This is a genomic window from Achromobacter marplatensis, from assembly GCF_002209535.1.
GTDB lineage: Bacteria > Pseudomonadota > Gammaproteobacteria > Burkholderiales > Burkholderiaceae_B > Achromobacter > Achromobacter marplatensis.
Map to the genome: position 1 here is coordinate 22,678 of NZ_NJIG01000025.1, position 20,966 is coordinate 43,643.

Genomic DNA, 20,966 nt, shown 5'->3' on the forward strand with positions numbered 1-20,966 from the left:
GGTGGTCAGGGCGGTCACGGCAATTACTTGGCGGCGGGTTGCAGGAATTTCTGGACGTTGGTGGCGTCGACCAGCACCGAATCCATGAACAGGTACGGGCCGGCGGCGACGGTCTCTTTGGGCTCCTTCTTCACCACGATGCGATCGACGGAATCGATGGCGCTTGCGCCCAGCTGTTCGAACGGGATCATCATGGTGGCGGTGATCAGGCTGTTGGGGTCGGCGATGCGGCGGTAGGTTTCCGGGCCGCCGTCGACCGACACCAAGGTGATGTCGCCCTTCTTCATGCCCTGGGATTGCAGCAGGTCGTCGATGACGTAGGCCTGGCCGTCAAACGAGGCCCAGACGCCCTTGAACTGGCCTTGATGGCGCAGGAACAAGGCCTGCATGCCGTTGCGCACGTCGTCGCGCCAGCTTTGCGTGCGGGCCATGCTGAACTTGGCCAGGTCTTTGACGGCGGTGTTTTCCGTCAGGACGGCGTCCAGCATCTTGCCGCGGATGCGGGTACCGGAGTTGCCGTCGAAGCGGGCGGACAGGATGTTGCCCTGGTAGCCCATCTTGCCCAGCAGATACAGCACCGACTGCGCGCCGGTGGCATATTCATTGACTTCGACGTCGAACAGCATGTGCGGGCTGGCGCCGGACATCACGCCCACGATTGGGATGCCCTTCTCTTTGGCGGCTTGCAGCTGGGCGTCGGTTTCCACGGGTTTGCCCATGGCGACGACGATGGCGTCGACCTTTTTGTTGACCAGCGTGTCCAGCTGTTCGGCCAGTTTAGGCAGCGAGCCTTCGGCGTTCAGTTGGGTAACGGTCCAGCCTTTGGCGCGGGCGGCTTCGGCCGCGGCGTTGGCGACGCGGGCGTGCGTTTCGGACGACATCTGAAAGGCGACGATGCCGACGTCAAAGGCGTAGGCAGCGCTGGCCACCAGCGATTGCAGGGCGAATGCGCTGGCAAGCAGCGTGCGCTTCAAGGTTTTGGTCATGGTGGTTTCCCCTTCGGATCAGAATTTGAAGGCCGCTTTCTTCAGGACGGCCGATGACACCGCGACGGACGCGATCATGATGAAACCCAGCACGATGTCCTGCACGTAGTACGGCGCGCCCATCAGCACCAGGCCGTTGCCCAGCACCTTCAGGATCAGCGCAGCGACGAGCGTGCCAGGGATGTTGGCGTGGCCAGGGTTGAACATGGTCATGCCCAGCAAGACGGCGGCGATCGCGTACAGGAAGTAGTCGCCGGCCATGTTGGGCGCGGCGGACGACAGGCTGGATGTCAGCAACACGGCGGCCAGCCCTGCGCACAGGCCGGACAGAGCCAGGCCGATGCTTTTCATGGCGCGGATGTTGATGCCGGCCAGCCGCGCGGATTCCCCGGCTTCGCCGGTGGCGGTCATGCGGGCGCCGGTGCGGGTCCATTTGATCAGGAAGTAGGCGACCAGCACCGCGCCCAGCATCCACAGCACCAAGGCGGGAATGCCAAAGGGCTTGGCGCGAGCCAGGTCCGTGAAGGTTGCAGGCCAGCGGCCGACGTAGGACACGCCGTCGGTCAGCATGAAGGCGAAGCCGCGTGCCATGGCGGCCATGCCTAGGGTGGCGATCAAGGACGGGACGCGCAGGCGGGTGACGGCGATGCCGTTGACCAGGCCGCAAAGCAGGCCGACGCCCAGGCCCGCCGCGATGGCGATCAACACCGGCTGCCCCGTGTGCACCAGGGCGCCGGTGACGACGGCCGCCAGACTGGCGACGTCGGCCACTGACAGGTCCAGTTCGGCGGTCACCAGCGCCAGCGTGAAGCCGATGGCAATGATGGCCAGGAAGCTGGTTTCCTTGGCGATGTTCAACAGATTGTTCGGTGCCGCGAAATTCGGGGCGGCGATTGCGAAGAAGCCCACCAGGACCAATCCCGCGATTGCCGTGCCGTACTTTTCCAGGATGCCGCGCATCGACTCAACCCTTGCTGCGTTGGTATTCGTTGTAGTGCAAGGGTTATCCACCGCCTGCCGGGCGTTCGCGCCCTGATGGCGTAGGAGTTTATACCCCGACGGTGCGGCAAGGGGCTGCCAGGCCGCGCAAGCGCACCTAGGGTTTTTACGGCAACCGCATCCCGGCCAGCGCGTGCGACACCGGCGTCAGCGCTGCTTCCGCCGCGCGGAACTGGGCGTATAGCTGACGGTAAGCGGCGCTGCGGTCAGCCTGGGGTTCGTAGCGGTGCGCCGTGCGGACCAGCGCGTCCTGCGCCTGGGAGAAGCTGCCGTAGTGGCCCAGCGCCGTCCAGCCGGCTACGGCCGCACCGACGACACCGGGTTGTTCCGCTTGGCCGACGACGACGGCGCGTTCGCAGATGTCGGCCTTGACCTGGCACCACTGCGGGCTGGACGCGGCGCCGCCGCCAAAGCGGATTTCCCCCACCGGCGCGCCCAGGGCGGCCTCGGCGCGCTCCAGGACGGTGCGGTTCAGGAAGGCCACGCCCTCCAGCACGGCCCACGCCAGGTCGCCTGCGCCATGCCGCCGGTTCAGGCCAAGGAATGCCCCGCGCAGGTGCGGGTCCCAGTACGGGACGCGCTCGCCCTGCAGGTACGGCAGGAACAAGGCGGGTTGCGGGTCGCGCGGCGCATTCAACAAAGCGTCCATGGCGGTGCCCACGCCCGCCATGCCCTCGGCGCCCAGGCGGCCCAGCAGCGGCAACAGCCAGGCTACCGTGTCCGCGCCGTTCTGGCCTGGGCCGCCAATCTGGTGGTGGCCGCTGCCCCAGTCCACGGTCATCAGGCCCTGGGCCTGCACGGGCTCGGCGCCCACCGCGCCAAAGACTTCGGTGGTGCCCGATATGTTGTAGGCGTAGCCCGAGCGCAGCGCGCCCAGGCCGGCCACCGCAGCCCAGGTGTCGTTCGCGCAGGCGACGACGCTGCGGCCTGCCAAACGGGCCAGGGCGCCCGGCAGGCCGGCTTGCACGGGCCCGACAATATCCAGGGGGCTCAGCAAGGGGGGCACCCAGGCGGGATCGGCGCCCAGGGCCGTCAGCAGATCAGGCCCGGTCGCGTGCCCCCGGGCAGCAGCAGCCAAACGCGCCATCGACACGGTATCGCTGGCCGCCGTGCCCGTCAGGCGGAAGTTCAGGTAGTCCTTGGGTTCCAGCACGACCCGCACCCGCGCCGCATGCTGCGGTTCGGCGCGCAGCAGCCACGCCAGCCGCGCCCAAGGGTGGAAGGCGTTGATCTGCCGGCTTTCGGGATGGCCGGACGGCATGGCCGCCAGCCATTCGGCCACATCCGCGGCAGTGCGTGTGTCGCGCCAGGTGATGGCTGGGCGAATGGCGGCGCCTTGCGCGTCGACGAAGACCTGGGTGCGCGTGACGCCGCAAATGGCAATCGCCTGCACGGCGTCGAAGGCAGCGCCGGCCTGGGTGGCCAAGGTGTCGGACAGGGATTGCAGGCCGCGCCACCAGGCATCGGCGTCGATGTCGTCCCAACCCGGATGCGGCCCGGCGCCTGCGGGGCTATCGATGGCGCAGGAATGGGCAATGCCGCCGCATTCATCCACCAGCGCCGCGCGAAAGCGCGTACCGCCCAGGTCCACCGCCAGGACGTATCCGCTGCGGGGCGTTTGAGGGGAAGACGGGGAAGGAAGCGGGCGGTCGGACATAGCGGCCGATTGTATTTCAGCCTGCTGTTCCAAAGTCGCCCGCATCAAGTATTCTCGGCAGACGCCACCCGGCGTGTTGCAAGTTGCCCAAGCGTTACCCCTTCAACAAGAACGGAGACGACGATGAGCGGTTACTTTGTACTGAAGCGCAGCGGGACGCAGTTCATGTTCAATCTGCACGCGGGTAATCACGAGGTGATCCTGACCAGCGAGCAATACACGACCAAGGCCTCGGCCGAAGGCGGCATTGCCGCGGTGCAGAAATATTCCGCCGACGAGGCGCGCTACATGCGCAAGACGGCGAAAGACGGCTCGCACTACTTCACGCTGGTGGCGGCGAACGGCGAATCGGTCGGGCGCAGCGAAATGTATTCGACGGCCCAGGCGCGAGACAAAGGCATCGAATCCGTCAAGACGAACGGCCCCAAGTCGCCGACCAAAGACCAGACCTGAGTGCGTTTTCGATTACGGCCGCCGCCCGCCCTGGGTGGCGGCTTTTTATCGGGCCGCGCCAGCCCGGCGCATCCACGTTGCGCCGCAGCACCGTAAAGCCTATCAGTTGATAATTTCTGTTCAGGTGACAAGGCCAGGACCGTGCGACAGAATGGGCCGCACCCGGAGGAGACAGCCGGGGCCCATAAGAAAACACGAATCGTCCAAGGCCCATGAAGAAACGCAAAAACAATGTGATCATCACCTGCGCCATTACTGGCTCGGTGCACACGCCGTCGATGTCGCCGTACCTGCCGGTGACGCCCGACCAGATCGCGCAATCGGCGCTGGAAGCCGCCGAGGCCGGCGCGGCAATCGTGCATCTGCATGCGCGCGATCCCCAGACCGGCCGGCCCACGCAGGACCCCGCGCTGTACGCGCAGTTCCTGCCGCGCATCAAGGCGGCCAGCGATGTGGTCATCAACATCACCACCGGCGGTTCGCCCGTGCTGCCGGTCAGCGAACGCATGCTGCCCGCCACCACGTTCAAGCCCGAAGTGGCATCGTTGAACATGGGGTCGATGAACTTCGGCATGTATGAATTGCTGGAACGCTTCAAGGAATTCAAGCACGACTGGGAACGCCCGTATCTGGAAGGCAGCAACGACCTGATTTTCAAGAACACGTTCAAGGACATCGAGCACATCCTCAGGTCCTGCAACGACAACGGCACGCGTTTCGAGATCGAGTGCTACGACATCGGCCATCTGTACACGGCCGCGCACTTCGTGGACAAGGGCCTGCTGAAGCCGCCCTTCCTGATCCAGTCCGTCTTCGGCATCCGCGGCGGCATCGGCACCCACCCCGAAGACGTGATGATGATGCGCCGCACGGCCGACCGCCTGTTCGGCGACGACTACCGGTGGTCGGTGCTGGCCGCGGGACGCAAGCAGACGCCGCTGGCCACCCAGGCCGCCACGATGGGCGGTTACGTGCGCGTGGGCCTGGAAGATTCGCTGTGGGATGGGCCGGGCGAACTGGCGCATTCGAACGCCGACCAGGTGCGGCGCATCCGCCGCATTCTGGAAGACCTGTCGCTCACCATCGCTACGCCTGACGACGCGCGCGACATCCTGCAGCTCAAAGGCCGGGACAACGTCGCGTTCTGACGCGTCACCGGAACCACACCAAAACCCTCGCGGGGAGACATCATGAAAAAGACCTTGAATGCGGCCGTGGCCGCCGTATTGCTGAGCCTGGGCGGCGCGGCCAGCGCCGATGACGGCGTGATCCGCATCGGCTTCATCACCGACATGTCGGGCTTGTCGGCGGACGCCGACGGCCCCGGCGGCGCCGAGGCCATCAAGATGGCGGTGGCGGACATGGGCGGCGCCGTGGCGGGCAAGAAGATCGAGGTGCTGGTGGCCGACCACCAGAACCGCGCCGACATCGCCTCGTCCCGCGCCCGGGAATGGCTGGACCAGAAAGGCGTCGACATGCTGATCGCCGGCGCCAACTCCGCGGCCGCGCTTGCGATGGCGAAGGTGGCCGAAGAGAAGAAGACGCCCTTCTTCGTCGTCAGCGCGGGGGCTTCCGAATTGACCAATGCGCAATGCACGCCCTACACGGTGCATTACGTGTACGACACGGTGTCACTGTCGCGCGGCACGGCCCGCGCGATGCTGAAGGAAGGCAACAAGGACTGGTTCTTCCTGACGGTGGACCACGCCTTTGGCCACGCGCTGGAGCGCGACGCGTCGGCGGTCGTGCAGGCCGACGGCGGCCAGGTGAAGGGCCGCGTGCGGCACCCGTTGAACTCGGCGGACTTCTCGTCGTTCATCCTGCAGGCGCAGGCATCGGGCGCGACGGTGCTGGGGCTGGCCAATTCAGCCAACGACACCAGCAACGCCGTCAAGGCCGCGGCGGAATTCGGCCTGACGCCCAAAATGAAGATCGCTGGCCTGCTGGTGCTGATCACCGACATCCACGCGCTTGGCCTAGCGGCGGCCCAAGACATGTACCTGACGACGGCGTGGTACTGGGATCAGGACGATGCGTCGCGAAAGTGGGCTGCGCGCTTTGAAGAACGCATGAAGAAGAAGCCGTCCATGCTGCAGGCGGGTGACTACTCCGTGACGACCACCTATCTGAAGGCGGTGCAGGCCACCGGCACCACCGACGGCGACACGATCATGAAGTGGCTGAAGGCCAACCCCGTGAACGACTTCTTCGCCAAGGACGCGCACATCCGTGCCGACGGCCTGATGGTGCACGACATGTACCTGATGCAGGTGAAAAAACCGTCCGAATCCAAGGGGCCGTGGGACTACTACAAGCTGATCGCGCAGATTCCCGGCGACCAGATCTACACGTCGCCGCAGGAATCCACCTGCCGCCTGATGAAACCCTGATCCGAACGCATCCCGGGAAAACCACATGAACCAGCAAGACCTTACCGCCCTGCCGGTGGACCTGAGCGGCCGCCGCGTCATCATCACCGCCGGCGCGGCAGGCATCGGCGCGGCCCTGGCCGACGCCTTTGCCGACCGCGGCGCCCGCGTCCACCTGTGCGACGTGGACCAGAACGCGCTTACGTCCAGCCGCCACGCTAATCTCCATGCCGACGTCAGCCGGCGCGAAGACATCGACCGCTACATGGAGACCGCCCTGGCGCATCTGGGCGGCCTGGACGTGCTGGTCAACAACGCCGGCATCGCCGGCCCCACGGCGGGCATCACCGACATCCAGCCCGATGACCTGAGCGCGACGCTGGACATCAACCTGGCCTCGCAATTCCACACCGTGCGGCATGCGGTGCCCGCGCTGCGCCAAGCGGGCGGCGGGGCCATCATCAACATCAGTTCGGTGGCCGGCCGCATGGGCATCCCCATGCGCACGCCGTACGCCGCGTCCAAATGGGGCGTGGTCGGGCTGACGCGGTCGCTGGCGGTGGAACTGGGCGGCTATGGCATCCGGGTGAACGCGCTGCTGCCCGGGCTGGTGGCGGGCCCCCGCATCGACCGCGTGATCGCCGCCCGCGCCCGCAACATGGGCCTGACGGTCAAGGAAGAAACCGAGCTGGAACTGGCCGGCGTCAGTCTGCGCCAATTCGTGCGTGCCGCCGATATCGCAAACATGGCGCTGTTCCTGGCCAGCCCTTACGGCGCGATGGTCAGCGGCCAGGCCATCAGCATCGACGGCGACCTGCAATCGCTGCCGTGGCAACCGCCGGCCGCCTGACGCGCGTCAAAAGTGCGGCGCGCTAGCCGATCAGCTGGATCGTGTCCGCATAGACGCCGGTGCGGCGCGCCTGGGCGGTAGCATGCAACGCGCCCAGCAGCCGCCCGGTCAGTTCCTGGTTCTGCGCATCCTTACGAGTGATCAGCACGAATTCAAACCACTGCCGCGACGCCAGCGGCAGCGCCACCAGATCGGGGTAGACCAGCGTGATATCGGAGGCCGACAGCGCGTTGACCAGACTGATCCCCTTCATCGCCCGCACGGTGCCCGGCACCAGGGTCATGTGCGCCTGCATGGCGAAATCCAGCTGCGTGGTGTCGCCGGTGTCGCCCTGCGCCACCACGTAGTCGGACCACAGCGGCTTGACGAAGGTGTCCGGCGCGATATCCGCCACGGCGACTACGCGACGCTTGGCCAGCGGATGATCCCGGTGCGCAATCGCCATGACATCGGTACGCAGGAAAGGCGTGAAGTTCAGCCGCGGGCTGTCTTGCCCGACCGCACCCAGGCCGAAGTCTGCCCGCATGGTCTCCACCGCGCTGATTACCTGCACTGAGGATTCCACGTCGACCGAGAACGGCCGCTTGCCGTGTTCGTCCAGGTAGCGCTTGACGGCCTCAGGCGCATAGCTCAGCGCCAACGCCGGCGACGACGCGATACGCAAGCCACGGCTACCGAACTGCTCAATGCTGTGCAAGGCTTCGTCGATGCGCACCAGCTCGTCCAGCACGAACTTGGCTTCGGTGTACAGGTACTGCCCTGCCTCGGTGGGCCGCAAGGTCTTGTGCGAGCGGTCGAACAGCTGCACGCCCGTGGCGCTTTCCAGGCGCGAGACCGCATGGCTGATCGCCGGCTGCGTCAGGTGCATCACCTGCGCCGCCTGGCGGGTCGACCCGGTCATGACGACCGTATAGAAGATACGCAGATCGTGGATATTGAAGTTGCGCTTCATGCCCGTGACTCCTCCCCATGGGAAAGGCGGCCGGATTTGCGCCCGCCGCCCTCCGGAGCCCGATTCTAGGCTGTGCGCGCCGATGCGCCTATTGCGGCACCCGCTCTATTTCCGGCGACACCCACTTGCCCTCCAGCAGTTCCGGCTTGGGCCAGTAGTACCGCATCGTCACCATGAACGGGCCTTCCGGCGCGGGCAGCCAGTTGGACTCCTTGGCCTTGCCGGGAGATTGCGCCTGGATATACAGCGTAAGCCCGCCATCGGCGTCCTTCTTCAGGGACGGCAGCATGGGCGAGTTGATCAGGTAGCGGTTGATGGGATTGGGCGCCAGCAACTGTTCGGGCAGCCGATACATGGTCATGGACCAGAACGCGTTGACCGGCGGCAGGCTGCGCGGCGCGAAGCGCAGCGTATAGGCGTACTTGCCGTCCAGTTCCTGGCCGCGGCTGTCTTTTTCCAGGACCGGATACAGCGCCTCTTCGCGGCTGTTGGCCCCGATGCCGACTTGCGTGCCGGTGGCGCGCGTCAGGTAGTCGTTCTTCAGCTTGCTACGGTCGCCGAACAGCGTATCGGTCTTGCCGCCGAGCGCGGCACGGTTCTTGTCGATGTCGTTCTGCGCCGTGTGCATGCCTTCCTGCAAGGCGCGGCGCAAGGCGGGATTCAGGGCGTCGGCCTTGTAGGGTTGGCCCGGTTTCAAGCCGATGCTGGCGAAGCGTTCGCGCAGCCATTTCTCGGTGGGATGCGTGGGCGCGAACTGCAGCAGGAAGGCCAGCTGGTTGTAGAACTCCAGCGACGTGCGCATCTCGCCGGGCGGCACTGGCGGGATCCACTCGACGGCCGGCGGCGCGGGTGGGGCCGGGCGCTTGGCGAAGGCCGACAAGGGCTGGATCTTGTAGCGGGCCTGGATGCGCTTGACGTTCTCGAGGTCGGCCGGGTTGAACATCTGGGTGCGGCCCACCATGTTCACCAGTTCGGTTTCCGACTTGATCACCTTGGTGATGCCGGGGGGCACCTTGCCCGTCCAACGGGGGCCGGCGATCAGGAAATTCCCGCCGCCATTGCCCGTGCTGCGGCTGCCGATGTAGGCGAAGTTGTACGTGTACAGGTCCATCAGCTGCAGGACGAAGTACCGGCGCTTTTCCATCGGCGGCACGGAAATCACGACCGGTTCGGCGCGCAGGTCCAGGATGGCGAACGAGTATGGCGTATCGGAGTTGGGCGTGACGAAGGCCGTGTCTTCGGGGGTGAAGACGCGCGCGATGTTGTTCACCGTATTGAACGGCCCCTTGTACTGCGGGTTGTTCTTGTCGATGCTGAACGCGTACATGGTCTGGTAGCTGGCGACCATGGGCGTGCCGTACAGGTAGGCCTCGCGGGCGATGCTGCGCGCCTGCTGCCCGGTGACGCCGTGGATGCCGACCGATTGCGACCCCGTGGCCTCGTCCGGCGATGTGAAGCTGCAGCCGGCCAAGCCGCCTGCCAGCAGCGTCGCCATGAACCACCGGGCGGGCACGCCGCGAAGGGCGGTGGAAAATCCAGTGCTACTCTGGCGGTCGCGCATGGTTGGCTCCAACACGTTGGGGATGTTGGCAACGCCCTGGTGGCGGCAGCGTCGCGGGCTAAGCAGAAATTCCGGGACAGATTCTGGCATATTTCCCGGCGATGAAGAAGAACCGGTACCCCACAACTAGGACCGGTTCGCACAGGAACAACATTTCAGGCATGGATACGCAGAATAGCAATACGGGTGGCGACGGCGAATCAGGCGCAAACCTGCGAGCATCGTCGTACTACGTGCTGCAAGCCACGCACTGCTGCGCCCAGTGTGGCGAATCCACACCCGTGTTCGCGCTGGCGGTGCCGCCCGATCACGAAAGCACGGAAGCCGACATCGAGCTGGACGAAGACGGCGACAGCACCGGGCTGGACCCCATGGCGTTCCACGAATGGCTGTTCGGCCCGGAGCAATGGCAGCGCATCGAAGGGCCCGTGCTGTTGTCGCAGGTTGGCATCCTGTCGGCGCCGGTCGTGCGAACCTTGAAGGCGCTGGCGCCCACCGTCCGCCAAAACCCGGACCGCAACGGCCAGTGGACCAATTTCTGCGAACACTGCGGCAGCCCTGTTTGGGAAGGGGCGCTGTACCCGACGCCGGGCCAGCCCTTCTGCCCCAAGGACGACGCCGCGGCCGCGCAAATCACGGTGCATGCGGTGGATGAACCGCTGTCGGCGTTTACCGCCATGTGCTGGACGGATGGCTACCGCAACAAATGGCCCCTGTTCAAGCGCCTGGGCGTGGTGTGCAGCGAAGCGGAATGATCGCCGCGGCCTTTACCCAGCGCCTGTGAAGCGGGTTATTGCGTAGCCGCTTCCAGCGCCACCTCGGTCAGGTCTTCCAGGCGTTGCAAAGGGATCTCCACGATAGCGCTTTCCGTTGCTCGCGCGTCGGTGGTCAGATGCTGGATCAGGTCCACCGTGGTGGATCGCCGCGTCAACATCAGGCAGGTCACTTCCCCATCGACGACGCGGGTCGCGTGCCAGCAACCCGGCCGCATGCAGATGCCTTGGCCTTGCGGCACGCGAAAAGCCGCCAGCGTCGCCAGGTCCGGGCTGCCGTCGGCGGCGCTTTTGGCGACCACCTGGATGATCTGGCCGGTCAGCGGCACGATGGCCTGCTGCGTCAATAGATGCTTTTCCAGGCTCGCGATTTCCACGGATGGGCTGCGGTAGTTGACCCACAGCAATTCGGCGTCGCCGCCCGCCCCCGTGTTGAACACGTGTTCCTGCCAGAAATCCGTGGCCGGGTTGGAGAATAGCGGCACGCCATTGCCGTCCGGCATGGGCTTGCCCAGCATCCAGCCGTAAGCCGAGAAAGCCTGCGGCGTCAGATCATTGACTATCAGCTGCGTGTTGCTTGTCATGCGGACCCTTGTGGTGGCTTCGGAGGCGTGCTGCGCTTGGGGAATTCGGCGTCGTAGTCGAAATCGCCGCGCGCGATGGCCTCCAGGATGGCCGCCCGGCGATCGGCGGCCCGTTTCAGGTTGGCGGCCGTGGGCTTGACGCGGATGCGTTCAACGCAGTGCCTGCCGTCATAGAAGAAGCCGATCTCGATGGACGATTCGGACGCGGGCCTGACCCCATCGAACCCCTGGCTCATCGCCTTTCCCGTTGTGGTTGCTGATGGGCGACATGATATCGCTTCAAGATGACGCGCTGAAACCGGCGCGAAAGCCCGAGCCAAATCCGGGCCGCCTCGTTACTATGGCCCCAAACCCGCAACTCAAGCCTCCCCACACAAGGATGCGCACCATGGCTACCGATCTGTCGTCGCATTACGTCTTGCTGGACGCCACCGGCACCGCTTCCACCGTCAACGGCGGGGACGCGTTCTGGTCCCAGTCCCCCGATGAGCTGGACCGTTTCGGCCGCGGCTGGCTGGTGTCCGAGTACGCCTTCTCCAAGGATTGGCCGCAGTGGGAGATGCACCCCGAAGCCGACGAGATCGTGCGCCTGATGTCAGGCGCGGCCGAGCTGCACCTGGAATGGCCGACGGCCATCCAGACGGTGAAGATGCTGGACGGCGACGCGTACGTGATCCCGAAAGGCGTGTGGCACACCGTTAAGGTGATCGAGCCCTGTCGCATGCTGCACATCACCATGGGCGCGGGCACGCAGCACCGCGCCCTGTAGCCTCAGCCAGGCGCGGCGACGGGACGCGCCCGCGTGAGCTCGCGGTCGTCTATCGGCCAGTGCAGCAGGGCCGACAGGACGCCCAGCGCCATCGCCCCCATCCAGATCAGGTCATAGGACCGGGTGGCTTCGAACACGATGCCGCCCAACCACACGCCCAGGAACGAACCCAGCTGATGGCCGAAGAACACGAAGCCGAACAGCGTGGTCAGGTAGCGCACGCCGAAGACCTGCGCAATCAACCCGTTGGTCAGCGGCACGGTGCCCAGCCACACGAAGCCCATGACGGCCGCGAACGCGTAAACCGTCCAGGTCGATAGCGGCAGCAACAGGAACAGCGCGATGGCGGCGGTGCGCACCAGATAGATGCCGGCCAGCAGGTATTTACGTCGATGCCGCGCCCCCAGGATGCCGCAGACATACGTGCCCGCGACGTTGGTCAGCGCAATGATTGCCAACGCCCCCACGGCGTCGGTCGCGCGCAGGCCTTTGTCCATCAGGTAGGCAGGCAGGTGCGTGCCGATGAACGCCAATTGGAAACCGCAAGCCAGAAAACCCAGGTTCAACAACCAGAACCCGGGCTGCACGAAGGCTTCGCGGATGGATGCCCGCAGCGACAGGCCTGCATCCGGCGCCGCCGGATCGTGCCCGGCACGGGCCGGTTCGCGCAAGGGCCGGGCCAACGGCAGCACAATCGCCAGCAGCAATGCAAACACCAGCAAGGCGTTCACCCAGCCCCAGCCTGCGATCAGCCACTGCGCCGCCGGCACCATGGTGAACTGGCCCAGCCCGCCCACGGCGCCCGCCACGCCCAGCGCCCAGCCGCGGCGTTCGGGCGGCACCAGGCGGCTCAGCGCGCCGTAGATGACTGCGAACGCGGTGCCGGACAGCGCAATGCCGATGCACACGCCCGCCGTCAGCAGGAAGGCCGCCGGCGTCGCGGCGTAGGCCATGCCGGCCAGGCCCAGCGCGTAGAACGCGAGTCCTACGACGATGACCTTGGCCGACCCGTAGCGGTCGGCCACCATGCCGGTGAAGGGTTGCGCGATGCCCCAGGTCAGGTTCTGGATGGCCATCGCCATGGCGAAGGTTTCGCGGCTCCAGCCCCGGTCCATCGATACCGGCAAGAGAAACAGGCCCTGCACGTGGCGTACGCCCAGGGCCAGGCCCATGACGATGCCGCCTGCAAGCACCAGCAGCCACAGCCGCGAGACATCCGGGGAAGACGGGGCAAGCGGGGACGGCATGGCGGTTCTCCTGTCGGACGCGACGCCTTGCGATCAAGGGCGCCTGGCGTCCATTACAGAAGAGCCGCGTCCGCGCATCAACTGATTATTTTTTGTCCGCTGCATGCTCAGCAGGAATGTGACCGGACCGCGCGGACGCAGGCGCGCGGACCGAAAACACCGATCCCTTGCCCGGTGTGGACCGCAACTGGAGGTCAAAACCCAGCAGCCCCGTCAGCCGCCGCACGATCGCCAGCCCCAACCCCAAGCCCAGGCCCTGCCCCGCGGGCGCGTCGCCCACGCGCGTGAATTCATTGAAGACGGCCTCTTGCGCGTCCGGCGCGATGCCCACGCCCGTGTCCCACACCTGAATCAGCGCGCCACCGGCCCGCGGACGGGCGCACAGCAACACCCCGCCTTGGGGCGTGTACGAGAGCGCGTTGCTCAACAGGTTGTGCAGGATGCGGCGCAACAGGGTGGGATCGGTCTCCAGCACCAGAGGCGTGGGCAGGACAGACAGCCGCAACCCTTGCGCCTGCGCCTGCGGCTCGAAGTCCTGCCGGATCTCGTCGAACAGCGCGTCCAGGCTGACGGGGCGGCGCTCGATGCGCAGCAGGTGCGCGTCCATACGGGACACGTCCAGCAAGCCGTCCAACAGACGGTTCAGGCTGGCCAGGACGGTTTGCTGGCGTTGCGCAACGTGCAACACGTCTTTCGGGCTGGCGTCGCCCTGCTGGGCGCGGCTGGCCAGGATGTCGGTGAACAGGCTCAATGCATGGACCGGTTGACGCAGATCGTGCCCGGCGGCCGCCAGGAAGCGCGTCTTGGCCTGGTCGGCGGCGGCCACGCGGTCGCGTTCGCGCTGCAGGTCGCCGATCAGGCCCAGGTTCTCGAACCGCAGCGACACCGTGGTCTTCAGGCTGCGGTAGGTGATGGCGCTGAAATACATGTTCACGCCCAGCAGGCAGAACGCGAAGGCGGCGTAGACCAGATGCAGCGCGTCGCCCTGGAGCAGGCAGGCCACAGTGAACGGCGCCAGCATGCCCAGCGCAGATCCCACGTAGGCTGGCGGGTAGGCCGACAGCGACGGCACCGCGCCGCTGCACATGCCGGCCAGCATCACGCAGCCGAACGCCAGCATCATGTCGTCGTGCGAGAGCACCGCGGCCAGTCCAGCCAGCCCCCAGAACAAGCCCGACAGCCATGACAGCACGCAGAACGCCGACACCCAGCGCGGCACGTCCGCGGAGGCGACCTGGCGCCGCAGGAACCGGCGGTTCACGACCACCCGCAAGGCGGTGAGCAGGTACAACGCGGCGGCCCACGCGGCCAACAGCCAGACCGGCACGCTGGCGCGCATCACATAGGCGACGGGGATCACGATGGCAAAGTTGGCGAACAGCACGCCGTAGGATTGGCGGTATAGCAACCGGGCCAGTTCGGCGCGATGCGAGGCATCGTGTCCGGGGGTGGACGGCAGGGCGGATGGGGATAGCGCGGCTGGGGCGGTCATGCGCCTGATGGGTCCCTGAAATGACGCATCATTTTGACACAACTATGCCCCCCCTTCCCGCTCGTCATGCCCTCGGGCGGCACGTCTGGCCCGCCGTATTAACGTTTTCTTTTCTATCGTTACATTTGTCGCTTCATTGACTGCTACTGCTGGTTACAGTGCTGCCTTCGCATCATTTTGACAGGCACCTGACATGTGGCACGTCCGGCTTGGCGTATTCCTACCCGCGGCTTCGACCCGCGCCCTCGCAGAATGAGGGCCGCGTTCAAGCCCCTGACGCTGGCCCTGGCGTTTGCCTTGCCCGGCATCCCCGGCACGGCGCAGGCCGACTCCTGGATTGACCGGTGCACCACCACCTACTACGGCCAGGGGTCCGACACCTATTGCCACCAGGCCTTCAGCGAAGGTTTCGCGGCCGTGCTGATCGGAAATCGCGCCGACGACAGCGGCACCTGGGGCTACATCGACAAACAAGGCCGCATGGCCATCGCCCCCGCCTACTCTGACGCCAAGCCATTCCAGAACGGCCTGGCCGCAGTCAGCCAGGGCGATCGTTGGGGCTATATCGACACCAAGGGCCAGTGGGTCATCAAGCCGCGCTTCGGCATGGCGTCGGGTTTTAACGCCGAAGGCACCGCCTTGGCCGAAGAAGACGATCGCGATGTGCTGATCGACCGTCAGGGCAAGGTCGTCAAGGCCTTCGAACTGGGCACGCGCACCTGGGGTTTCCAGCCGGGTCAGAAGCTGGCGTCGATGGAAGTGCCCACGCCGCCGCGCCTGTTCAATATCGCCACGGGCAAGGCCGCGACCTTGCCGCCCGGGGTGATGACGCTTGGCGCCCCGACGGATGGCTATCTGCCCGCCCAGTTGCGCGAAACCCGCTACAACGGCTGGTGGGGCCTGCTGGACGACAACGGCCGTTGGGCGGTGCCGCCGGACGTCCTGCGTTCGCAGGAAGCGCCGATGCGCGACGGCGACGTGCTGGCCGTGCGCCGCGACAATCGATGGGAATTTGTCGATGCGCGCGGCAACTCGCTGTCGACGGCGCGGTACGAACGCGTGCAGTGGGTGGCGTCCGGGCTGTGGCTGGTCAAGCCCGAAAACGGCAAAGCGGCCTTGCTGGACGGCAAGTTCCAGACCCTGCACACCTTCTCGCAGCCCTATGTGGGTCTGCAGGAACGGGATGGCTGGCGCTATCTGCCCGATACGACCTTGACGCTGCTGATCAGCCCGGGCGGGAAGATTGAGAAATTGGCGTTGCGCGATGGCCGCGTCGAGATCAATCAGGGGCGCGCCTGGGTCTACGGCGCCTCGGCCGCGCCGGCGGCAACGCCCGAGGGCGATGCCGCGCAGTCCGATACCCATGCGACGGGCCTGTCGGACGCCGTGAAAGAAGCCGCCCCGGAAGAAGCCGAGGCCGCCGACGCCGCGACCGTTGCCGAAGCAGCCGACGCCGCCGGCAATGCCCCCACCGCGGAGCCGGTCGCCGATGCCGCCGCGACCGTCATGACGGACGTCGCGACGCCGGCTCCTGATGCCACCGCCGCCGCAGAATCCGCCTCCGTGGCAGACGTGGCCTCTGTGGCCGCCGCCGACGCGACCGTGTCGCCACTCTTGGTCGAAGACGACGATCAGACGACGTCCATGGCGCCCGCAGGCCCTGAAGTCCTGGTCCAGGTCTACGGCCCGGACGGCAAGCCGCTGCTTGATGCCGCCACGACCGCGCAATTGGCCGAGTTGCAGATCAGCGCCTTCTCGCCCGGCAAGTCGGCGTTGCGCGGGCAGGCGGCAACGGGCATGCCGTTGGCGTTGCTGCGCACCGGGGACTACCAGCAACCGCCGTCCATCCTGACGGCCGACGGCAAAATCGTCTCGAATCCGGAATGGGATGCCATCGAGAGCTACAACGTGACGATGCCGCTGATCGTGCGGACCACCGGCGGCAAATTCGGCGCCATCGACGGCAAGGGAAATTGGGCCGTGCGACCCCAGTTCAGCGGTATCCGCAACTTCAGCGGCCCCTACACGTGGGCCCGCAAGCCGGGGATGCAGCGCGACGATGCCATCTTGATCGATGCGCGCGGCAAGACCGTGCCGATCCCCGAAGCCGTCGCGGCCGACTCCGGCCGGCTGGACGGCGAACTGCTGTTCTACCGCACGCCTGATGAAAACCGCGCGCGCCGCTGGGGCCTCTGGAACATCCGCCTGGGCGCGCCGGCGCTGAAACCGGTTTACGAACAGATCGAGGAATTCGAAGACGATTGGGCCCGCGTCCAGGCTGACGGCCGTTGGGGCATCGTCAACCGCGAAGGCCAGTGGATCGTGCGCCCCACGCACGAAAGCGCCTACAGGATGGATTACCTGGGCAACGGCATCACGCTGGTGGACGACCCCGAGGCCAAGGCCAGCGCCAACCGTTACTCGGACAGCCCATACCGAATGGTCAACCTGCGCACGGGCAAGGCCAGCGACACCATCTACGGCAAACCCGCCAAGATCAAGGACGGGCGCTATATCGGCGAAGTGGCCGACGGCAGCGCCGTGCTGTTCGACACGCAAGGCCACGCCACCCGCCTGTCGGACGGCAAGCCCGAGAGCAAAGAGCAATACGGCGACTGGATCATCGTGCGCCATGACGAACGGGAGGGCGCGATCGATGCCCGCGGCAACATGGCGATTCCCGCCTTGTATGGCGAATTCAATCCGTTCTTCGTGCAGCCCGAAGGCCTGGCGCGCGTCAACCTGGCAACGGGCTACCGCGTGATCGACCAAAGTGGCAAGACGGTGCTGGAAAAGCGCGGCGACGGCATCCCGTTGGCATCGATGCAACGCCTGCTGTTCTCGGACGATTCGGAATCCAGCGCCATCATGACCGACCTGCAGGGCCGTGAAATCACGCGCTTTGCGGGCCGTTATTCCGTGGAGTACAGCCGCGCCAGCGAAGGCGTGGTGCCCTACAGCGACGGCGGCGGCAAGCAGGGCTTCGTGAACGCCAACGGCAAGCGCGTCGTGGGCACGCATTTCAGCGAACTGGGCCCGATGAAAGACGGCCTGGCGCGCGCACGTCGCCTGGAACGCACCGGCAAGCTGTACGGCTACATCGACCTTACCGGGCGCTATGCGATCCCGCCCGCCTTCACGTGGGCCGGTGATTTCCAGGACGGGCGCGCCATGGTCCGCCGCGACGGGCTGGTGGAATTCATCGATACGCGCGGCAAGGCGGCCGCCACGTTCGGCGTGCTGTGCGACAAGGTGGTGATCTTCGACGCGGAGGAAAAGCAGACATGGCCCCCCGAGGCGCTGACCTGCCTTGAAGCCACGGACCCGCCGCCCCCCGCCCTCGACAACGCCAAAGCAGAATAACCATGACGTCACGCGTGATCCGCACCACCCGACTCGCCTGCGCCATTGCCGCGCTGGGCGCCTCCCTGTCTGCGCATGCGCAGACCGGCCACATGTATTGCCTGGACGAAGGCAGCTACCGCTCCGACGCCTACACCGACGACATCTCCGGCGTCAGCCCCTACGCGAACGGCTGCATCCGCGCCCTGTCTGACGGGCGCGCCGCCGTACTGCTGCCCTCGGCCCTGGAAAACATCAACCGCGTTCCCATGGACCAGTCGCTGCGTCGTCATGCCTGGGGCTTTCTGGACCAGAACGGCCGACTGGCCATTCGCCCGCTCTTTGAAGATGTGCGCGATTTCCGCCACGGCCTGGCCGCCGTGCAGTGGAAAGGCAAATGGGGGTTTATCGATACGCGAGGCCGCATGGCGGTGCCGCCGCGGTATGACAGCGTCCAGGACTACGCCGAAATCGGCCTGGCGGTCGCCACGCTGGACGGACGCCAGCAACTGATCGACCGCCAGGGTGAACCCGTGGGCGAACCGCTGGACGCCGGCATCCAGGACCTGTTTCTGGCCGACGGCGTGCCGGCGCGGGCCGCCGTGCAGTACAAGCAGGAATTCCGCGGCATCAATGGCGAACGCCGCTTCGCCAAGCCCGGCGTCACCATCACGCAAGCCTACGGCCAGGGGCTGTACATCGCGATCAACGACGAACGCCGTTACGGCGTGGTGGACGGCGATTGGAACTGGGTAGTCGAACCCACCTACGAAGACATCCTGACGCAACGCGACGGCAGACCCGCCGTGGCCTTCGGCCGCGATGGCGCCGTGCTGATCGGCGCCGACGGCAAGGTGAGCGGACTGGACCAGGGCTACGGCAGCATGCAGCCTGTGGGCCGTGCGTTCTGGAGCGCCGAACTGGACCGCAGCAAAGGCTATGCCGTGCTGGACGCGACGGGCACGCTAGTCACGACCATGAAGCCCGACGAGGCGCAAGCCTCCCAGCGCTTTCAAGACACCATCGTCTACCCCTCCGGCGAGACGCTCATGGCCCTGGTGCCGGGTCAGCCCGCCCCCATCAAGCTGGGCGCGGCGTTGTCGCCCGCCAGGAACGAAGAGGGCTTTGTGTTGTTCTCCGATCAAACCGGCACGCCCGCCGGCCTCTTGACGCCCAAGGGCGTCTGGCTCAATGGCGACACGGCGCCCGCCTGGCTGCGCGAGGCCGGATCGATGGAAGTGCGCCAGGGCAGGCTGTGGGTCAAGAAGCGAGAAGGCAGATTGCTCAATGTGGTGGATGCCGACGGCCACGTACTGCTCAATCCCGAGGCGGTTGAAGCGGCGCAGTACACGGAACTGAGGGCCGTGCCGTTGAACATGCCGGGCGGGCCGCTGGCCATGCTGGGCCAGTCACATTGCCAATGCGGCCCGTCCGGCGCCGGCCTGTTGCTGGCCGACGGCACGCTGGTGAGCGACCCGTCGTGGACGGACCTGATTGCACTGGATGATGTCGACGACCGCGAGAGCGACCCCGAACCCGAGGCCGGCGACGATGTCCTGAAACCCGATCAGTTGCGCTTTGCCGCCGAGACCGACCGCGGCCTGCAGCTGCTGGACGCCCAGGGCCGGCCGATGAGCCTGCCGGTGCAGCAGCATATCGGCAATTTCCGCCACGGCTATGCACTGGTTTACGCCGATGGCGTCAACCGGATGATCGACCGCGACGGCAAGACCTACGACCTGCCTGACGTTTTCCAGACGCAAATCGTGGCGCCGGGCGTGGTCCGATACCTGAAGACCGCCGGCGCCGATGCCCGGTGGGGTCTGTACGACTTTGTGGCCAAGAAGGAACTGGCCGCGCCCGCCTTCCGCAAGATCGGCCACTTCCAGAACGGCCAGGCGGTGGCGTCACTGGGCGCGGATCGCGTGGGCGTGATCGACCAGCAGGGGCAATGGGTCTTGCCGGCAAGCCATTACGGCATCGCGCGCGTCAATAACAAGCTGTGGCGGGTGATGCAGGCCGGCGGGCAGGGTGAAGACTACGAACGCCCCGCCGCCGTCTTCAATGCCCAGGGCCGCGCGCTGACGTCGTTCCAACGCCTTCTGCAGGTATCCGCCGAGGAGGGAGGCTCCATTACCGCCGCGGGCGAAAACCACCGCTGGATCGTAGCGGCCGACGGCTCCGGCGTGCAGGACCTGCAAGACGCCACCTATTCCCGCATTGGCGACTGGCTGGAGATCCGCCGGGCCGTGCGCTATGGCTATCTGGATGCCCAGGGCGCATGGCAGATCGGCCCCATGGCGGCGGTCGGCTCGGTCTTCCAAGGCTCGCCCGCCCGCGCGCTGGCCGCGGATGACGCAAGCACGCGTCTGATCGACACCACGGGCAAGACCGTCGCCACCCTGCCCGCCGGCGACTGGCGCTGGCCGCAGGGCTCGGCCTTGCTGCTTCGCCACTATGTTGCCAACGGCAAGGCCATGACGGATTACGTGGGCCTGGACGGCAAGGCGCGCATCAAGGTGGAAGGCACGGGATCCGCCTATTCGGAAGGCCGCGCGGTGACGCAACTGTCCACCAGCGCAGTGCGTGCCGTCGACGGCAAGGGCGCGTTGAACGGCCCCGCGTTCGACGCGCTGGGCGCCTTGCATGACGGCCTGGCGCCCGCCCGCACAGAGCGCAACTTCGGCTACGTGGACGGCGCGGGCAAGTTCGTCATCCCGACCGACTACAACGCAGTCACGCCGTTTGCGGACCAGCGTGCGGTGGTCTCCACGATGGAGCTGTCGAAGATCATCGACCCCGCCGGCAACGCGTTGGCACGCGTCGAAATGGTGTGCGGCATGCGCACGCTTTACGGCAGCGCCGGCCAGCGCCTGTGGCCGCTGTCCTTGCCGGCGCGCTGCCGCCGCTAAGCCGTCTTGCCGCTGGACGC

Annotated in this window: 17 protein-coding genes; 8 read left to right on the forward strand and 9 right to left on the reverse strand. The window is 66.4% G+C overall.

Annotated features, from left to right (window positions below; translation table 11 throughout):
- Positions 1 to 23: 23 nt before the first annotated feature.
- From CEY09_RS29625 to CEY09_RS29635, 3 genes are all read right to left on the reverse strand, one after another.
- Positions 24 to 986: a sugar ABC transporter substrate-binding protein gene (locus CEY09_RS29625; RefSeq protein ID WP_088591342.1), complete on the reverse strand. Its 963-nt coding sequence runs from the start codon at positions 984 to 986 to the stop codon at positions 24 to 26.
- A gap of 18 nt (positions 987 to 1,004) precedes the next feature.
- A complete protein-coding gene (locus tag CEY09_RS29630; protein ID WP_006222444.1) occupies positions 1,005 to 1,946 on the reverse strand; it encodes an ABC transporter permease in 942 nt (313 codons plus the stop codon).
- 145 nt (positions 1,947 to 2,091) lie between these two features.
- A complete protein-coding gene (locus CEY09_RS29635) occupies positions 2,092 to 3,642 on the reverse strand; it encodes a xylulokinase (protein WP_088591343.1) in 1,551 nt (516 codons plus the stop codon).
- A gap of 123 nt (positions 3,643 to 3,765) precedes the next feature.
- On the opposite strand from CEY09_RS29635, the gene CEY09_RS29640 reads away from it, so the two are divergent.
- The 4 genes from CEY09_RS29640 (at position 3,766) to CEY09_RS29655 (ending at position 7,314) form a co-directional block, all read left to right on the forward strand.
- Complete coding sequence (locus CEY09_RS29640) at positions 3,766 to 4,095, forward strand: YegP family protein (protein ID WP_006222446.1); 330 nt, start codon at positions 3,766 to 3,768, stop codon at positions 4,093 to 4,095.
- A gap of 212 nt (positions 4,096 to 4,307) precedes the next feature.
- On the forward strand, positions 4,308 to 5,243 hold the full coding sequence (gene kce, locus CEY09_RS29645; RefSeq protein ID WP_006222447.1) for a 3,5-dioxohexanoate:acetyl-CoA acetone transferase: 936 nt from the start codon (positions 4,308 to 4,310) through the stop codon (positions 5,241 to 5,243).
- A gap of 42 nt (positions 5,244 to 5,285) precedes the next feature.
- Complete coding sequence (locus CEY09_RS29650) at positions 5,286 to 6,485, forward strand: ABC transporter substrate-binding protein (RefSeq protein WP_006222448.1); 1,200 nt, start codon at positions 5,286 to 5,288, stop codon at positions 6,483 to 6,485.
- 25 nt (positions 6,486 to 6,510) lie between these two features.
- Entirely contained in the window at positions 6,511 to 7,314 is an 804-nt protein-coding gene (locus CEY09_RS29655) for an SDR family oxidoreductase (RefSeq protein ID WP_088591344.1), read from the forward strand.
- A gap of 22 nt (positions 7,315 to 7,336) precedes the next feature.
- On the opposite strand, the gene CEY09_RS29660 is transcribed toward CEY09_RS29655, so the two are convergent.
- Both CEY09_RS29660 and CEY09_RS29665 read right to left on the reverse strand, forming a co-directional pair.
- A complete protein-coding gene (locus CEY09_RS29660) occupies positions 7,337 to 8,266 on the reverse strand; it encodes a LysR family transcriptional regulator (RefSeq protein WP_088591345.1) in 930 nt (309 codons plus the stop codon).
- 88 nt (positions 8,267 to 8,354) lie between these two features.
- Positions 8,355 to 9,827 (reverse strand): DUF1254 domain-containing protein, encoded by a 1,473-nt coding sequence (locus tag CEY09_RS29665; RefSeq protein WP_088591346.1) that lies wholly within the window; start codon positions 9,825 to 9,827, stop codon positions 8,355 to 8,357.
- A gap of 161 nt (positions 9,828 to 9,988) precedes the next feature.
- Between CEY09_RS29665 and CEY09_RS29670 the strand changes: the two genes are divergently transcribed.
- Positions 9,989 to 10,582, forward strand: a complete 594-nt coding sequence (locus CEY09_RS29670) for a hypothetical protein (protein ID WP_088591347.1) — start codon at positions 9,989 to 9,991, stop codon at positions 10,580 to 10,582.
- A 35-nt stretch (positions 10,583 to 10,617) separates the two neighbouring features.
- On the opposite strand, the gene CEY09_RS29675 is transcribed toward CEY09_RS29670, so the two are convergent.
- Positions 10,618 to 11,184 carry an ureidoglycolate lyase gene (locus tag CEY09_RS29675; protein ID WP_088591348.1) on the reverse strand — a complete coding sequence of 189 codons (567 nt, stop codon included), beginning with the start codon at positions 11,182 to 11,184 and terminating at the stop codon, positions 10,618 to 10,620.
- The gene (locus CEY09_RS29680) at positions 11,181 to 11,420 is read right to left on the reverse strand and encodes an Arm DNA-binding domain-containing protein (protein WP_088591349.1); all 240 of its coding nucleotides are present in this window, start codon (positions 11,418 to 11,420) and stop codon (positions 11,181 to 11,183) included. The genes CEY09_RS29675 and CEY09_RS29680 overlap by 4 nt, the downstream gene beginning before the upstream one ends.
- Before the next feature lie 152 nt (positions 11,421 to 11,572).
- On the opposite strand from CEY09_RS29680, the gene CEY09_RS29685 reads away from it, so the two are divergent.
- Positions 11,573 to 11,953: a cupin domain-containing protein gene (locus tag CEY09_RS29685; protein ID WP_088591350.1), complete on the forward strand. Its 381-nt coding sequence runs from the start codon at positions 11,573 to 11,575 to the stop codon at positions 11,951 to 11,953.
- Between the two features lie 2 nt (positions 11,954 to 11,955).
- On the opposite strand, the gene CEY09_RS29690 is transcribed toward CEY09_RS29685, so the two are convergent.
- Both CEY09_RS29690 and CEY09_RS29695 read right to left on the reverse strand, forming a co-directional pair.
- Positions 11,956 to 13,200 carry an MFS transporter gene (locus CEY09_RS29690; protein WP_088591351.1) on the reverse strand — a complete coding sequence of 415 codons (1,245 nt, stop codon included), beginning with the start codon at positions 13,198 to 13,200 and terminating at the stop codon, positions 11,956 to 11,958.
- Positions 13,201 to 13,285: 85 nt separating this feature from the next.
- On the reverse strand, positions 13,286 to 14,692 hold the full coding sequence (locus tag CEY09_RS29695) for a sensor histidine kinase (RefSeq protein ID WP_088591352.1): 1,407 nt from the start codon (positions 14,690 to 14,692) through the stop codon (positions 13,286 to 13,288).
- 252 nt (positions 14,693 to 14,944) lie between these two features.
- Here CEY09_RS29695 and CEY09_RS29700 point away from each other — a divergent pair, with 252 nt between their 5' ends.
- Complete coding sequence (locus tag CEY09_RS29700) at positions 14,945 to 18,055, forward strand: WG repeat-containing protein (protein ID WP_088591353.1); 3,111 nt, start codon at positions 14,945 to 14,947, stop codon at positions 18,053 to 18,055.
- A gap of 2 nt (positions 18,056 to 18,057) precedes the next feature.
- The gene (locus CEY09_RS29705) at positions 18,058 to 20,946 is read left to right on the forward strand and encodes a WG repeat-containing protein (RefSeq protein ID WP_088591354.1); all 2,889 of its coding nucleotides are present in this window, start codon (positions 18,058 to 18,060) and stop codon (positions 20,944 to 20,946) included.
- Positions 20,947 to 20,966 lie beyond the last annotated feature (20 nt).

Coding starts and splice junctions, on each gene's coding strand:
- CEY09_RS29625 (WP_088591342.1), bottom strand. CDS start 986: ATGACCAAAACCTTGAAGCGCACGCTGCTTGCCAGCGCATTCGCCCTG.
- CEY09_RS29630 (WP_006222444.1), bottom strand. CDS start 1,946: ATGCGCGGCATCCTGGAAAAGTACGGCACGGCAATCGCGGGATTGGTC.
- CEY09_RS29635 (WP_088591343.1), bottom strand. CDS start 3,642: ATGTCCGACCGCCCGCTTCCTTCCCCGTCTTCCCCTCAAACGCCCCGC.
- CEY09_RS29640 (WP_006222446.1), top strand. CDS start 3,766: ATGAGCGGTTACTTTGTACTGAAGCGCAGCGGGACGCAGTTCATGTTC.
- kce (WP_006222447.1), top strand. CDS start 4,308: ATGAAGAAACGCAAAAACAATGTGATCATCACCTGCGCCATTACTGGC.
- CEY09_RS29650 (WP_006222448.1), top strand. CDS start 5,286: ATGAAAAAGACCTTGAATGCGGCCGTGGCCGCCGTATTGCTGAGCCTG.
- CEY09_RS29655 (WP_088591344.1), top strand. CDS start 6,511: ATGAACCAGCAAGACCTTACCGCCCTGCCGGTGGACCTGAGCGGCCGC.
- CEY09_RS29660 (WP_088591345.1), bottom strand. CDS start 8,266: ATGAAGCGCAACTTCAATATCCACGATCTGCGTATCTTCTATACGGTC.
- CEY09_RS29665 (WP_088591346.1), bottom strand. CDS start 9,827: ATGCGCGACCGCCAGAGTAGCACTGGATTTTCCACCGCCCTTCGCGGC.
- CEY09_RS29670 (WP_088591347.1), top strand. CDS start 9,989: ATGGATACGCAGAATAGCAATACGGGTGGCGACGGCGAATCAGGCGCA.
- CEY09_RS29675 (WP_088591348.1), bottom strand. CDS start 11,184: ATGACAAGCAACACGCAGCTGATAGTCAATGATCTGACGCCGCAGGCT.
- CEY09_RS29680 (WP_088591349.1), bottom strand. CDS start 11,420: ATGAGCCAGGGGTTCGATGGGGTCAGGCCCGCGTCCGAATCGTCCATC.
- CEY09_RS29685 (WP_088591350.1), top strand. CDS start 11,573: ATGGCTACCGATCTGTCGTCGCATTACGTCTTGCTGGACGCCACCGGC.
- CEY09_RS29690 (WP_088591351.1), bottom strand. CDS start 13,200: ATGCCGTCCCCGCTTGCCCCGTCTTCCCCGGATGTCTCGCGGCTGTGG.
- CEY09_RS29695 (WP_088591352.1), bottom strand. CDS start 14,692: ATGACCGCCCCAGCCGCGCTATCCCCATCCGCCCTGCCGTCCACCCCC.
- CEY09_RS29700 (WP_088591353.1), top strand. CDS start 14,945: ATGAGGGCCGCGTTCAAGCCCCTGACGCTGGCCCTGGCGTTTGCCTTG.
- CEY09_RS29705 (WP_088591354.1), top strand. CDS start 18,058: ATGACGTCACGCGTGATCCGCACCACCCGACTCGCCTGCGCCATTGCC.